Source organism: Pseudoalteromonas sp. 0303, from assembly GCF_013349995.1.
In the GTDB taxonomy this organism is placed as follows: domain Bacteria; phylum Pseudomonadota; class Gammaproteobacteria; order Enterobacterales; family Alteromonadaceae; genus Pseudoalteromonas.
On the sequence record NZ_JABVXF010000033.1, the window covers coordinates 1 to 15,020 of the forward strand.

Here is a 15,020-nt window from a genome sequence, read left to right on the forward strand (position 1 = left end):
TAAAGAGGCTGCGGCCTCTGAAACTGAATAGCCTTGCTCAGTGACTAAAGCAACTGCTTCTTGCTTAAATTCGGTTGCATAAGATTTATTTTTACGTTTTGTCATTTAACACCTCAATATTGGAACATTGTCCATTATTAAAGTGTCCGGCTCAATTAAACCAGTTCATTTAATAATGCAACGTTTTGGGATTACATTGCCAGTAATACACCCAAGACCATGCCATTGCAGTTAGATATTGGCTGGGTCAATTACGCTGCTAAAGATCCAATCTACTTTATTAAAAAGTACCCTAACCGCACTCTTGCTACGCACATTAAAGTTCGTACGATTGAGGGAAGCAACATGAGCACGATTATCGGCGAAAACAACATTGATTGACCTGCCATCATCGATACTTTAGAGTCGCACGGCAACACCAAGTGGTTAGTGCTTGAGCAAGAAGAATATCCAAACGGATTAACCCCACTACAAAGCGTTGCTAAATCAAAACAAAATTTAGATAAGATTTTACTTGGTTTGTAGGGTTACTTTAGGAATGAGCTCGCTTTAAACACGTGAGCTCATATAAAGAAAACAAATATAAGGATATTTCTGAATCCTAACAAAAATCAGGAATTAAATAATGACCAATCTATTTAGTCGAGCTGAGGGTATTTATAACAGGTTATTTGCTATCAGATTTTTTTCTTAAATCAGCCTTAGCTTCTTCATCATCAAGGACAATCCATTTATCTTTAAACTCACCTTTCCTATTCAAATAGTTGATGAAATTAGCTAGTACTGCCAGCCTACTTTCATCGACGATATATTTTTCATTATTAACTTTAATTAATCCTTCGCTCATTAACTCTTCAAAAAGTTTGCGATCATACTCATCAATTTCACTAGGGTCATTTAAGATATCTTTGATAGTTTTAAGCTTACTAACACTTCGTGATAAATAATAATCAAAAAAGAATTCATCTTTTTCTGTTATTTTCTCGCTATCATAGTCTTTAAACGTCTGAATAAGCTTCTCTTTTCTCATTCTCTCATTTTTAGCAGAATTTCTTTCTTCAATTGTGAAAAGAGCAATTATTCCAAATAAAAAATCAGTCCATAAACAAATATTCTTATTATATTAACCCAAAGGCCTCCACCAAATGTTTTTTCTATAAATGATTGTTCATTAACTTCTGAAAAGACTCGGAGTACATCAATTTTATCTACAGTTGCCACTTTACCAAAAGCTTTTATTGTAGGAGCCTTTCCTATCTCATGCAGGACTAAAATTTTTATTTCAAAATATTCATTAGGCTCAAGTATGACATTAGAGAATCATACACTCTTTTTACTTTGTTTTTTAGCGACAAGTTTTTCCTTTAAGTAATTGTTACTAGCACTCAATAAAACTGGATCATCTGCCATTTCACCATTTTCAATTTTAAAGCCTATCGGAAAGTTTGTATCGTAAAGATTTGATAGTATTGCAGAATCCCCTTTATTTATAACTTTAAATGTAATATACCTTAAGTCTTGCTTTCTTTTGCTAAGGCTTTCTCCTTCATATAAAACATCTAGGCTACCTAATTGCTCCTTAATATCTAAAACACTTGAATCAGCTGTTACTATATAATTCAAATCGGGTTTATTCTCTTTAATAAAACCCAAATACAATGTTACACCGCCAAACAAAATAGCCATCAAAAGCCCAAAAATGACCAAAAATGACCAAAAATGACCATGCAAATTTATTATCCATATTTTTAAAACTAGTGATAAATGACATTTAATCCCTCTTAAGTTATACAATAAAGATGCATTCCATAAACTATGAATGCGACAAGCAGTTTTTTACATAGTCGTTTTCAACACAAAAGCACTAGATGCTCGATGTGAATCAGCGAGTAAGTTTACCTTCTAAAATTTACTTTTAATATAGCCTAGACTTATTAAGTAGTTTATTAATTTATCCAAGAACCCAAAAAACTCGGTTCTATTTTTAATATTAAACCTAAAATAAACAAAGCAATCAACAGTCACTTATTAACCCCACCATTAAAAACTCACACTTACAACTCAATACAAAATTTAATTTTAAATATCTCATTTTATTTCAACAAGCTAAATAAAACACAGCATTGAAAATTAATAATAAAACATTAAAAAAAGCTTTTACTTTCATTTTTTTGGCAGATTGAATTATCTAAGTGGCGGAGTACTATATTAAAAAAGCCTCTCAAGGATTGAGAATGAAAGTATTGAATTTAAGGAAGAGTTCAGAGAAAAGCACGCTTGCAGTGCTTATCACTTTAGCAGCCTTATTACTTTTCATATTAAAATCAGCATCAAAAATCCATCCATTCTACGAGCTACTTTTACTGGCTTTTACAGTTATTTCGTTTGTGGTTGTATTTTTAATGTTAAGTAGCAAGAAAAAACTTACCATTTGTCGCCATGGTATTTTTTATAGCTCTGCGTTTGGGAATGTTCATATTGAACCGAACAAAACTAAACAAATTAAACAATTTTCTAAATATGGTTTTAATTGTGTGGTAATCATTGGTCATGGCTACTTTATATTCGCGCCATTTTATTATTTAACGTCGAAACAAAAACAACGATTAAAACGATATGATAATAACTTACTGCATTGGTTAAAGGTTACGCGTAAACGCAGCAAGTTTCAGGGCTTTTAATGCAAGTCAAAGCATAAAAAGCCCTTTAAAAAGTTAGTTACTTAGTTTTGCCACTCTTTAAGTACGTCTTTCACATACTCATAGCGCCATGAGTTAAACAGATCTGGCTTTGATGCGGCTTTACGCTCATCGGCATCGAGCTTCCAATTCCAGCTGATCAGCTGGTTAATCTGTTTTTTAGAGGCCAATACATCTTCAGGAATGCCCTGCTCTTTTGCAGCTTTGGTAATTTTTTGTTTAATATCTTTAGCGGCTTTTTTATATGCCGGAAAATCGATTAAACGTTTTAGTTGTGCAGGTTGTTCGCTGACAGGAACGGCTTTACCACGCTCAATACATTTTAAAATTTCTACGCCCGAACGATTCACTTCCATTGGCTCAACACCTGGCACTCTGCGTAACGCATTTAAACTTGCAGGCTTGCGCTTAGCAATTTCAACCATGTTGTGCTCTTTTACCACGAAGTTAAGGGCGAGGTTTTTGCGCTCTGCCTTTTCACGGCGCCATGCGGCAAGTTCGCGCAATACAGCTAAATCGTGCGGTCGTAATTGCCAAGCATTTTTAATATCTTTGTAAAGCTGCTCTGCAGGTGGTTGGTAAGCACGTTTTTGCGCGACTAACTCGCTTTCGCTGATCACAATGTCAAAAAAGCCAGCTTCATCAATTTGTTTTTTAATAATTTCAAAACAAGGCAGTAAGTGGTACGTATCGGCAGCGGCATAATCTAGCTGCTTTTCTGTGAGTGGGCGCTGTAGCCAGTTAGTCCGTGATTCGCTTTTATCAATTTCGATATCAAGTAACTCTTTCACCATGTGGGCAAAGCCCATACAGTTACCATGACCTAGTATTTGTAGAGCAAATTGGGTATCAAACAGCGGTGTTGGTACAAATCCAGCGTATTTTTGAAACACTTCAATATCTTCTGACGGTGAATGCAATACTTTTAACACCTCTGGGTTTTTAAGTACTTGCCAAAAATCAAAAAGCGACAACTCAGCCAGTGGGTCGATTAACGCTAAATGCTCACCATCGTATACTTGAATAAGTGCAACTTCAGGGTAAAGCGTACGGCGACGCATAAACTCGGTATCAATTGCCAGTACCGGTTTTCCTGTTATTTTTTCTACAAAATCATTTAATTGATTTTGCGTTTCGATCAGTTGATATTGCACTTATACCCCTTTCTTTACCATAAAAAAGCCGGCTAATGCCGGCTTTAATTATTTTTGTTCGTCCTTTAAGGCTCTTCTTAGAATCTTACCAACGTTTGTTTTTGGTAGTTCATCTCTAAACTCAACGAGTTTAGGCACCTTATAGTTCGTTAAATTATCACGACAGTGCTTTATTATATCTTTTTCAGTTAAAGATTGATCTTTTTTCACGACAAAAACTTTAACTTGTTCGCCACTGACCTCATGAGGGATACCGATTGCCGCTACTTCAAGCACGCCATCGTGCATAGCAACAACTTCTTCGATCTCATTTGGGAACACGTTGAAACCAGATACGATAATCATGTCTTTCTTACGATCAACAATATAGAAGAAACCTTCATCATCGTAAGTTGCAATATCACCCGTTGCAAACCAACCGTCTTTTAAGCATTCGGCTGTTGCATCTGGGCGGTTATAGTAACCTTGCATAACTTGTGGGCCTTTAACCCAAAGCTCGCCTGGCTCCCCTTTTGCTGCTTCTTCACCATTTTCAAGCATAAGCTTAATATCAGTGCTAGGAGCAGGTAAACCAATTGAGCCGTTATAACCTTCAAGGTCGTAAGGGCTAACAGTTACAAGTGGTGCACACTCAGTTAAGCCATAACCTTCCATTAATTTGGTTTTTGTTACAGCTTGCCATTTTTCAGCAACTGGACGCTGTACCGCCATGCCACCGCCAAGTGACATTTTTAACGTTGAGAAATCAAGCTCAGCAAAACCTGGGGTATTTAGTAAACCGTTAAATAGCGTATTTACACCCGTTACAGCAGTAAATTTGTGTTGTGCTAACTCTTTTACAAAGCCAGGCATATCACGAGGGTTTGTAATAAGTACGTTTAAACCACCGTATTTCATAAATGTTAGGCAGTTCGCTGTCAGTGCAAAGATGTGGTAAAGCGGCAGTGCCGTAATAACCACTTCTTTTCCGCGCTCTAATACTTTATCTAAACAACCTGATACTTGTTCAAGGTTACCAACCATGTTGCCATGAGAAAGCATTGCACCTTTAGATACACCGGTTGTACCGCCTGTGTATTGCAAGAATGCTAAGTCGTTTAAATCAACATCTGGCTTTTTATAGCTGGCTTCGTTACCAGCAAGCGCATCTGCAAATTTGATTGCATTTGGTAATGTGTAGCTAGGCACCATTTTCTTAACGTGCTTAACCACAAAATTAACGATGTGCTTTTTAAGGCCGCCCACCATATCACCCACTTGGGTAACCACAATGTGCTTAACGTTGGTTTTTGGTAATGCTTTTTCTAGAGTATCGGCAAAGTTAGCAAGAATGAAAATTGCTGATGACTCTGAGTCATTTAATTGATGCTCTAATTCACGCACGGTGTAAAGTGGGTTTACGTTCACCACTACACAGCCCGCTCGAAGAATACCTAAAATAGTCACGGGCGTTTGCAGTAGATTCGGCATCATCACCGCTACTTTATCGCCTTTTTTCAGACCAAGATCGTTTTGGATGTACGACGCAACACGTTTTGTAGCACTGTCTAACTCACTATAGGTCAACACTTTACCCATGTTGGTAAAGGCTGGAAGGTCACTATAGTCAGCAAAACTTTTTTCAAACAAGTCGAGTAGCGAGTGATAATGCTCAGGGTCGATTGTTTCAGGCATACCTTCTGGGTAGCGTTTAAACCAGATTTTTTCCACTCTTAGCTCCTGTTTATAATTATATTTTTAATAACCTTAATCTAACTAAGGCCATTTCTCAATGGAGTAAATACTCTAATGGTGCAGATAATCCCACATTTGGTGCAATTATACAATTAACTTGCTTTATACTGCCCAATAAATGCATGAATGTGCTCTAAGGTTAATGCAGGACTTTGCATATGGCAATGGTGACCTCCAGGTATCTCATGAATTTTTAACTCCTTGTAATATTTACCATATGCCTCTAGGTTATCTCTAACAAAAGGGTAACCCTTATCCCCTAGGATAAGCTGACATGGTGCGTTAATTTGTTTGATGGTTGCAATACATTGCGCCTCATCAAAGCGAAATCCTGAGTGATTTTTAAGCTTAGGATCGGTTGTTAAATACCACTTCCCTGCTTTTTCGTAACTATTTCGTGTCATTAAAAGCTCTGCTTGTGGGTATTCAAGGTCGCCACTTGCAAGCCTTGCACTAATAATGTGCGATATTGAGTCAAATGCACGAGGGCCTTTGCTGTTTACTCGCGCTCTGTTTAAAATCGCTTTACGAAGTTGGCCGCTCACTTCATTGCTATTAGTTGTAACGCAGCCAATTCCCTCAATATAGTTTACCGTTGCCACCTTTTCAGGAAAGCAGCTCGCAAAAACACCAGCGACCATGGCGCCCATAGAATGGCCAACTAAATGCACTTTCGTTACATCAAGTGACTCAATAAACTTATATACATCATCAACATAATCAATAAAGTAATAGTGGGCGTCACTGCTTCGCCAATCAGATAAACCATGGCCAGGAAAATCAAGGCAATACCAACGCTGGTTTAACTGCGCGTTTTGTAACATAGGTATGTAACTATGTGCGTTATCAAGCCAACCATGTAAGGCAATCACAACCTCTTCGCCATGACCAAAGGTTAGGCCATGCATTGCCTGAGTGCCAGTTTGAAAAGAAAAAGGTTGCACAATTGCTCCTATTTATTAAGCGTTTCAACTTAAAGGCGTTTATTTATCGTCTGGCTAGTATACAATAATCCTCGCAGTATAAATAAGGGCACAATAATAAGGTTACATCAATGAAATTAAAATTAAGTCTTTTAGCATTATTATGCTCAGCAGGCTCAGTAATGGCTGAATCAGCACCAAAAAACATCATTTATATGATTGGTGATGGTATGGGCCCGGCGTACACAACTGCATATCGTTACTTTAAAGATGATCCAAATACTAAAGTTGTTGACCCAACTGTTTTCGATACTATTTTGCGTGGTATGGCACATACCTACCCTGATGATCATACCTATGTAACAGACAGCGCAGCGGGTGCAACAGCTCTGAGCAGTGGTCATAAAAGTTATAATGGCGCAATTGCCGTTGATACTGATAAAAAACCAGTAAAAACTATGCTTGAAGTTGCTAAAGAGCGTGGCATGACAACAGCACTCGTAGCTACTTCGCAAATCAACCACGCTACACCAGCAAGCTTTGCTTCGCACAACGAATCACGCCGTAACTACGACGAAATTGCTAACGACTATATCGATAACAAAATCGCGGGTAAATTACCGGTTGATTTAATGCTTGGTGGCGGCACGAAATATTACGTTCGTGAAGACCGTAACCTTGTAGAAGAGTTTAAAGCGGCTGGCTATCAGTACAGCGATGACTTTGCAGCAATGAATGACTTAAAGCAAGTTCCAGCGCTTGGTTTATTCGCTGAAGTCGGTTTACCGTTTGCGCTTGACGAAAATCCAACGCGCCTTACGCAAATGACAACGAAAGCACTTGATTTACTTGATGATCAAAACGACAAAGGTTTCTTTGTGATGATCGAAGGCAGCCAAATTGACTGGTGTGGTCATGCAAACGACATTGCATGTGCAATGGGCGAAATGGATGACTTTGCTAAATCAATTGAACAAGCAAAAGCGTATGTAGATAAAAACCCTGATACCCTGCTTGTTATCACTGCCGATCACTCAACAGGTGGCTTAACACTCGGTGCTCATGGTCAATATAAGTGGGAAACAGACGTGATTAAAGGTGTTAAAGCAACAGCTGGCACTATCACAAAAGATCTACTTGAAAGCGATGACTTAAAAGCAGTATGGCAAAAGTATTCTGATATCGAATTCACCGATGCTAACAGCATTAAGCTAAGCGAAGCTAAGAAAATGGGCGAGAAAGCACTGCTACTTGCTGTAAAAGATATTATCAATCATGCCAGCTTCACAGGTTGGACTACTGGCGGCCACACCGCTATTGATGTACAAGTGTTTGCCTATGGTAAACGTGCTGAAGATTTCTACGGTTCGCAAAACAATACTGCGATTGCCGACAAGCTGATTGATTTTATTAAGCAGTAATTTATATTGAATACTGTCCAATCATAAAAAAAGCCTAAACATATTGTTTAGGCTTTTTTTTATGAATTCAGTATTAGCAATTAGCTAAGCATATACATCAACGCCAATAAGGCTTTGCACTTCGGCGCGGCGCTCTAAGTTAGCAAATTCCGTATAGGTTGAAATAGCGCGACTGGTTTTTGGGTTGCTTGGTTTATCATATATTGTTTGCTGATAGCTTTGCGACTCAGCTTTAAATTCATCAGCAATAGCAACAGCTTGAGGGCTTGATTTAACATACTCTGTTGACGATTTTTGCTCAGCCGTTTGGTCTGATATCGCTTTAGGCTTATCAGTAACGGTATTTTTACGGCTATATTGACCGGGAATGTCACCGGTATAAAAGCCTGAGCCAATAGGTAAAGTCAAACTCGTAATTCCACATTAAACATGATTAAATTATGTGCCATAACTAACGGGCACGCAAGTCTCGTTACTCTCTCAGTTACTCTCGGCCTGGTAGCTTTTTCCAAGTCACTGTATCACGAACATATTTAGGCTGCGCATTCGCTGCAGTCACTGTATCACCGTTAGCGAATGCAGTGGCAACCGAGGCCAGCATGTACTTTGCATCAGGCAGTAAAATGTTTTCATTTAGACTTACATTTGCAAGTTCTGTAACAAGTGCAGGATAGGTCTGCCAACCTGTACCGACCGCAGTTGCTGCTGTTTCAGGTAACGTTAGCAACTCAGGTTTAATGACTTGCTCTTCATCAACAAGCAACATTAAACCATTATCATCAGCTTTATAGTGAGCGTAATAAATCTCACCCATACGTGCATCAATCGCAGAAAACACATCGCTGGCTTGGTCTTGCTCAAACGCTTGTTGCGCCATCATCTGCAATGTTGATACGCCAACCAAAGGTAAGCGTGCGGCATAAGCTAAACCTTGAGCAATCGCAACACTGATACGCACGCCCGTAAAGCTACCCGGTCCTTGGCCAAAACCAATCACATCTAAGTCGGTTAGTTTACATTGCGCCTTTGCGAGTAACTCATCAATTAAAGGCAAAATCTTTTGGCTGTGCTGCTGAGGGCACTCTTCAAAATGATGAAATGTTTGCCCTTGATAATGTAGCACCAGCGATAAAGCTTCAGTTGATGCATCTAAGGCAAGAATATTGTGTTTAATCATCTAAGTTACTCTAATTGATCTGTTCTAAAAACGCGTTTGCCATTGCTAAGTCGCGCGTGCGGCGCATGGGTGGCAAACTTTTTAAAAATACTTGGCCGTAATGGCGTGTTACTAAGCGGTTATCGCAAATAACCAACACACCTTTATCTTTACTATCGCGAATAAGTCGCCCTACCCCTTGCTTTAATGCAATGACCGCTTGAGGTAATTGAATATGCGCAAATGGGTCTTTGCCTTGTAACTGGCAATCTTGCATTTTTGCTTGCAATAATGGGTCATCAGGTGCGGCAAACGGCAATTTATCAATGATAACACAACTTAATGTGCTGCCTCTAACATCTACGCCTTCCCAAAATGAGGCTGTGCCGAGTAAAACGGCATTACCGTGACGGGTAAACTTCTCAAGGATAATGCGTTTAGACATTTGCCCTTGCATATAAACCGGATAATCCATTTGTGTGGTTAAACCTTCAGCCACTAAGTGCATCATACGATAGCTAGTAAAGAGCACAAAGCAGCGACCTTTTGCTGACTTAATCAACTCAAGGGTCAGCTTGATAATAGCATGAGGCATATTATTCGCATGAGACTCAGGTAAGTAGCGTGGCAAACAAAGTAGTGCTTGTTGTTGATAATCAAACGGACTTTCAACAATCATGCTTTGCGTTGGCTTTAAGCCAAGGCTAGCGTTAAAGTGTTCTAATTCATTATCGACCGATAAAGTCGCCGATGTAAACACAAAACCTGCTCCTGTGTCTTTCATCATTTGTGCGAATTTAGCCGATACATTTAGCGGTGTAATGTTTACCGTTAGGTATCGGCGAGTGGTTTCGTACCAATAACTATAGCCCGTTTGTGCGGTATCAAATACCCGCTCTAACTGACCTTTAAAGGCCAGCGTACGCTCAAACGGATGCTCTATTTTTTCGCTACGGTCTAAGCATAACTTTAATACTTGGTATAAAAAGTCGAGGTCGCTAATGACCCGGTGCAGTGCTGCACAAATATCTTTATCAGCCAGCTTTTCACGCCAATCACCACGGCTACCATCAACCCCAAACTGCAAGCGTAAATCTGCCACGCTAGTTTCTAACTTGTTGAGAGTTTTGCCTAATTGCAGCATATCAGGGATATCTGCACGGTAAATTGCTCGTAAGTCATTAATTAAATCCACCAGCTTTTTGGTGCTAACACTTTCACCAAAATAGTCACTGGCAATTTCACTGAGCTGATGAGCCTCATCAAAAATATAGGCGTCTGCAGTAGGCATTAATTCAGCAAAGCCTGTGTCTTTTACAGCCATATCTGCAAAGAATAAATGATGGTTTATCACCACCACGTCAGCTTCCATGGCATTTAAGCGGGCTTTACGAATATAGCAATCTTGAAAATCGGGGCACTCTTTACCCAAACAGTTATCAGCCGTTGAGCTAACATAAGGCAGTACCTTGGCGTCTTCTTCTATACCAATACAATCTGCTAAATCGCCTGAACGGGTTTCACTTGCAAACTTTGCCACCATCGCAAGTTGATGCATTACATCAGGATCATCTGTTGGTACATGCGCAACATGCTGACTTAAACGATAAGTACACAAATAATTCGCTCGGCCTTTTAAAAGGGCAACTTTTTTAGTGGCGCTCAGTGCTTTGACTAAATTGGGTAAATCACGGTGAAACAACTGCTCTTGTAGTGCTTTTGAACCCGTTGAGATGATGGTTTTGCCTTTTGATTTTAACGCAGGCGCTAAGTAAGCATAGGTTTTACCCGTGCCTGTGCCCGCCTCAACCACTAATTGGTGACGTTTTTTTAAGGCATCATCAACCGCAACAGCCATGTCAATTTGTGGCTGCCGAGGAGTATATCCATCAAGAGAAAGTGCAAGGGGGCCAGTGGCACTGAAAAGTTGTTTGATAAACTTCGCCAATAGATTAAAAGTGATGGGCAGATTTTACGTAACTGACTTGCCAAGGGCAAGACTAAATGAGGAAGCGTTGCTTCCTCATGGTTAAAAGTATGATTGGGTTTAAATCATTGTCCTTGAATCGTTAATGTAACGCCCGATGCAGCTCTGTAACCTTGTAAATCTATGTACCAAGTACCACCTTGTGGGTTATCAAATTGACAACTTTCTTCGTTACCATTTTTGTACGGCCGACAAAGATAATTTGAACTTGTTGACGCTGAGCCATAGTTAACATACAAATCTGCATCGCCACTACCGCCAGAAATAGTCACCGTTAAATTACTGAGGCCTGCGGGTATTTGTTGAGTAAAGCGCTGCCAACTTCCGGTAGCCACACTCACGTTTGTCTCAGTTCGGTCAACGTTTTCGCCGCCACCTGAGGTGCTATAACTTCCCGTGAGTGACACATTCGAAATCTCATTCCACGCTTCAACCATGACATGATACGTGCCAGTTTGAACTAACGACATCACACAGCTTTCATTACTTGTAGAGGTTATGGTTTTTTAACCCAACCGATTTAATCGCAGCAGGTGAATTAGCCAGGCCTTTCGCCATTGCTTTTTTCTTGTTTAGTGCCGGAGACACTGAGTCGATGTCTGCCGCAATGTCATACACCGCTGCACCATGTGCACGTTTTAATTGACCATTATCATCAAATGTTAGGCTAACTGTATCGCCGATAACTGGTAGACCTTGATACATTTGTTGATAACGACGCGTAGTGTTGCCGTTACTGGTTTTGATTTCTTTTAATACAACTAAATCATTCCCTGCACCTAAACCAACTAACTGATTTGGATTTGCACTCAATACTGATGACGCATTGGTTTGCAAAGCTTGGTTAATCCTGTTTGTTCGTTTAGGTATTTCTTGTTCGCAGCTACTGCACTTGTTGCTTGAGTCAAAGCAAAAGCAGCAAGAGTTGCTAATGTGATTTTAGATAAATTCACGTTTACGCTCCGTTAGATTGTTATGTATTTAATATTTTCCTAGTAACCGGACTGCACTGTTCCCGATTGGTGACCAGTCTAGATTGAATAGAGCGAAATTAAAAATGAAACAAAAGATTTACAAACAAAGTATTACCTATAAATTAAAAGCTCATAAATAACAGTAGGATAAAAATTTTAAGTTTATTAATTGTTAACAGGCCGGCTTGGGGTGTAAATTTATTGATATAAAATGATAACATTAAATAAATATTTGTACCTTTTATTTGTTTTTATTTTGCTCATCTCATTATTTGTGATTCACAGCCAAAAGGCTTAGATATCCATAAAAAAGTCTGGGTACATAACTTGCAACAATACCAAGTATCTAGGGTTTAAGGACTAAGCATGATTACTGATCTGATACAAAACGAATGGCTAAATGAGCCATGGCTGGTCGTCATTGGTGGTACTGTATTAGCCGCCATAGCCCTGTTTTTATTAAAGTTTGTAATCATCTATTGCTTAAGGAAATGGACCCAACGAACCGACTTTGTGTTCGACTCGTTACTGGTTGACTCACTCTCTACACCATTGACCTTGTGCACAATGATGGTGCTTGTGATCATTTTTGGTCAGTTATTAAACACCACCGGCTTTATGGCTGAGCACCCCTTACCTATTGCGGCCACCGCTAAAGCCATTTGTATTTTTGCCTTAGTGTTATTTTTAGATCATTTCTTATTTGGTACCGTTGATTATTACAGTGCCCGCTCAGTGGTAGTTTCCAATAGTCATAGCATCATTAAAGGCTTGATCCGCTGTGCAATTGTGTGTGTTGGCTTATTGGTGTTATTAGGCACGTTGGGTATATCAATCACTCCGATTATTGCCTCTTTGGGCATTACCTCTCTTGCCGTCGCTTTGGCTTTACAACCGACACTCGAAAACTTCTTTTCTGGCGTGCAGTTGGTGATTGATAAACCTATTCGGGTCGGCGACTTTATAGAGCTTGAAAGTGGCGACCAAGGCTTTGTTGAGAAAATTGGTTGGCGCTCAACCTGGGTAAAAATGTTGCCAAATAACATGATAGTCATCCCAAATAGTCAGCTGTCTAAATCGCGCATCATTAACTATTTTTACCCAGAAAAAGAGCTCAGCGTCCCCGTTGAAGTGGGAGTGCATTATGGCTCCGACCTTGAAAAAGTTGAGCAGGTTACGTTGGATGTTGCTAGGCAGATATTAAAAAGCCATGAATGGGGCGTTGATGATTACGAAACCTTTGTGGTCTTTCATACATTCGATCAATCAAGCATCAATTTTACGGTGATGTTAAGAGCAAAAGAGTACTTTAACCGCTTTTGGGTGAAATCTGCTTTTATCAAAGCATTACATCAACGTTACGCAGAAGAAGGAATTGTGATCCCTTACCCAATCAGAGCAATTAATACCAGCCAAGAATCAGCCCAGTTTAAACAGGCTGATTGACCTAACTGAACTTATCATAATTGCGCTTTTGTCAGGTTTATTTTGTCTCTTTTGAGACATTATTAACAGCGATTATACATATGCAATCAGCGCATTGAATTTTTACTCTAAAATGTCATAAAAATCGCATAAACACTGTGACATACCTATTTTAGAGGCGTACTATATGCGGCCAGAAAGTGACTGCTTTCTGCGTCTTGTTATACAAATATTTAAGGTCAAACAATGAATGCTTGGTACCTCATTTGTTTTCTTTCAGCATTAGCTATTTTTATTGCTTTTGCTAACCAATTCATCCTCAAAATGCAAACCACGATTGCTATAACAACTGGCTCTGTTGTTATTTCTTTACTTCTTATACTTGCCGTTAAAATGCTCGGTGATAGCACGGCCCTCGAAATGACTCAAATTGTCTCAAGTATCAACTTTAATCAGTTGCTATTAAAAGGCATGCTCGGGTTTTTACTGTTCGCAGGTGCGCTGGAAATCAACTTAGCAGCCCTTCGTAAGCAACGCTGGGAAATTACCGCATTAGTGTTATTTTCAACCATAACCTCAACGGTTATTGTTGGTTACTTAAGCTATTATTTATTTGCTTTTGTTGGCTGGCCAGTACCGTTTATTTATTGCTTGTTGTTTGGTGCTTTAATCAGCCCAACTGACCCGATTGCAGTGTTAGCCATTATTAAACAAATGCGAGCCCCAGAAGGTATTTCTGTGCAAGTTGAAGGTGAGTCTTTGTTTAATGATGGTATTGGTTTGGTGATTTTCACAACGATATTTTCAGTGGCCTTTTATGGCACCGAAGCCACCTTTACTGACGTTGCTGAATTGTTCTTAGTTGATGCAATTGGCGGTATCGTGTTTGGTCTCGTAATTGCCTTAGTCGGACATTTTTTAATTATTAATAGCCGCGATGTGAACATTCGTTTGCTACTAACCCTGACCATTCCAACAGCCGGCTTTGCAGCAGCGAATATTTGGGAAATCTCAGGTGCGCTTGCTATGGTCACCAGTGGTATTTTACTAGGCAATATTACTCGTTCAAAAGCAACAGAACGTACGGGGCCTGAAGATACTCGCTACGTGAAAGACTTTTGGCATGCCACCGATAGCTTTTTAAATGCATTGCTGTTTTTGATTATCGGTATGCTAATTGTCACTATGCCTATTACCCTAGAAGAAATTGGTTTAGGTTTACTGATGGTACCTGTGGTGTTACTAGCGCGATTTATAAGTGTAGGTGCACCATTTGTGTTCTTTAAAAAGTATCGCCAATACGATAAGCACTCAGTGAAAATACTCACTTGGGGTGGCTTGCGGGGTGGTTTAGCGCTGGCAATGGCAGCTGCCATCCCACGCGATCAAGTAATGATTGCAGGCTCTGATCTTCACAACCTAATTGTTATTGTCACCTACGTAGTAGTGATTTTCTCGATTATCGTACAAGGTTTAACAATTTCGCCGCTGATCCAAAGTAGTATTCAATCCGCAGAAGCGAAAAATTAAGCACTGCTTTTTAGCTT

The 15,020-nt window shown here is 39.5% G+C and carries 16 protein-coding genes and 1 pseudogene; 5 read left to right on the top strand and 12 right to left on the bottom strand.

Annotation, left to right across the window (positions count from 1 at the left end; translation table 11 throughout):
- Positions 1-105: transposase (locus HUS62_RS17640; RefSeq protein WP_175080631.1), on the bottom strand; the 105-nt coding region annotated here is incomplete at its 3' end.
- 114 nt (positions 106-219) lie between these two features.
- Here HUS62_RS17640 and HUS62_RS17645 point away from each other — a divergent pair.
- Positions 220-381: a hypothetical protein gene (locus HUS62_RS17645; protein WP_175080632.1), complete on the top strand. Its 162-nt coding sequence runs from the start codon at positions 220-222 to the stop codon at positions 379-381.
- 286 nt (positions 382-667) lie between these two features.
- Here HUS62_RS17645 and HUS62_RS17650 read toward each other — a convergent pair whose 3' ends face one another.
- Together HUS62_RS17650 and HUS62_RS17655 are read right to left on the bottom strand one after the other, a co-directional pair.
- On the bottom strand, positions 668-1,030 hold the full coding sequence (locus HUS62_RS17650) for a hypothetical protein (RefSeq protein WP_175080633.1): 363 nt from the start codon (positions 1,028-1,030) through the stop codon (positions 668-670).
- 290 nt (positions 1,031-1,320) lie between these two features.
- Positions 1,321-1,794, bottom strand: a complete 474-nt coding sequence (locus HUS62_RS17655) for a hypothetical protein (RefSeq protein WP_175080634.1) — start codon at positions 1,792-1,794, stop codon at positions 1,321-1,323.
- Between the two features lie 440 nt (positions 1,795-2,234).
- Between HUS62_RS17655 and HUS62_RS17660 the strand changes: the two genes are divergently transcribed.
- Positions 2,235-2,681, top strand: a complete 447-nt coding sequence (locus tag HUS62_RS17660; protein WP_175080635.1) for a hypothetical protein — start codon at positions 2,235-2,237, stop codon at positions 2,679-2,681.
- Between the two features lie 41 nt (positions 2,682-2,722).
- On the opposite strand, the gene rnd is transcribed toward HUS62_RS17660, so the two are convergent.
- From rnd to HUS62_RS17675, 3 genes are all read right to left on the bottom strand, one after another.
- Positions 2,723-3,853, bottom strand: coding sequence for a ribonuclease D (gene rnd / locus HUS62_RS17665; RefSeq protein ID WP_058584178.1), 1,131 nt, complete (start codon positions 3,851-3,853; stop codon positions 2,723-2,725).
- Between the two features lie 48 nt (positions 3,854-3,901).
- Positions 3,902-5,563, bottom strand: a complete 1,662-nt coding sequence (gene fadD / locus HUS62_RS17670) for a long-chain-fatty-acid--CoA ligase FadD (RefSeq protein ID WP_175080636.1) — start codon at positions 5,561-5,563, stop codon at positions 3,902-3,904.
- A gap of 116 nt (positions 5,564-5,679) precedes the next feature.
- The gene (locus tag HUS62_RS17675; protein ID WP_175080637.1) at positions 5,680-6,531 is read right to left on the bottom strand and encodes an alpha/beta fold hydrolase; all 852 of its coding nucleotides are present in this window, start codon (positions 6,529-6,531) and stop codon (positions 5,680-5,682) included.
- Between the two features lie 110 nt (positions 6,532-6,641).
- Between HUS62_RS17675 and HUS62_RS17680 the strand changes: the two genes are divergently transcribed.
- A complete protein-coding gene (locus tag HUS62_RS17680; protein WP_175080638.1) occupies positions 6,642-7,931 on the top strand; it encodes an alkaline phosphatase in 1,290 nt (429 codons plus the stop codon).
- Between the two features lie 84 nt (positions 7,932-8,015).
- Here HUS62_RS17680 and HUS62_RS17685 read toward each other — a convergent pair whose 3' ends face one another.
- The 6 genes and pseudogenes from HUS62_RS17685 to HUS62_RS23220 form a co-directional block, all read right to left on the bottom strand.
- A complete protein-coding gene (locus HUS62_RS17685) occupies positions 8,016-8,339 on the bottom strand; it encodes a hypothetical protein (RefSeq protein WP_062565644.1) in 324 nt (107 codons plus the stop codon).
- 76 nt (positions 8,340-8,415) lie between these two features.
- Positions 8,416-9,108 (bottom strand): tRNA (adenosine(37)-N6)-threonylcarbamoyltransferase complex dimerization subunit type 1 TsaB, encoded by a 693-nt coding sequence (gene tsaB / locus HUS62_RS17690; protein WP_175080639.1) that lies wholly within the window; start codon positions 9,106-9,108, stop codon positions 8,416-8,418.
- Between the two features lie 10 nt (positions 9,109-9,118).
- On the bottom strand, positions 9,119-11,035 hold the full coding sequence (locus HUS62_RS17695) for an ATP-dependent DNA helicase (RefSeq protein WP_054563876.1): 1,917 nt from the start codon (positions 11,033-11,035) through the stop codon (positions 9,119-9,121).
- A gap of 104 nt (positions 11,036-11,139) precedes the next feature.
- Positions 11,140-11,571, bottom strand: a pseudogene (locus HUS62_RS23210) (PPC domain-containing protein); the annotation flags it as partial.
- A complete protein-coding gene (locus HUS62_RS23215; RefSeq protein ID WP_258536810.1) occupies positions 11,558-11,911 on the bottom strand; it encodes a hypothetical protein in 354 nt (117 codons plus the stop codon). The pseudogene HUS62_RS23210 and the gene HUS62_RS23215, both read right to left, overlap by 14 nt.
- On the bottom strand, positions 11,884-12,027 hold the full coding sequence (locus HUS62_RS23220; protein WP_258536811.1) for a hypothetical protein: 144 nt from the start codon (positions 12,025-12,027) through the stop codon (positions 11,884-11,886). Before HUS62_RS23220 ends, HUS62_RS23215 begins: the two co-directional genes overlap by 28 nt.
- A gap of 387 nt (positions 12,028-12,414) precedes the next feature.
- Between HUS62_RS23220 and HUS62_RS17705 the strand changes: the two genes are divergently transcribed.
- Both HUS62_RS17705 and HUS62_RS17710 read left to right on the top strand, forming a co-directional pair.
- The gene (locus HUS62_RS17705; protein WP_175080640.1) at positions 12,415-13,494 is read left to right on the top strand and encodes a mechanosensitive ion channel family protein; all 1,080 of its coding nucleotides are present in this window, start codon (positions 12,415-12,417) and stop codon (positions 13,492-13,494) included.
- Between the two features lie 225 nt (positions 13,495-13,719).
- Positions 13,720-15,003 (top strand): sodium:proton antiporter, encoded by a 1,284-nt coding sequence (locus tag HUS62_RS17710; RefSeq protein WP_175080641.1) that lies wholly within the window; start codon positions 13,720-13,722, stop codon positions 15,001-15,003.
- Positions 15,004-15,020 lie beyond the last annotated feature (17 nt).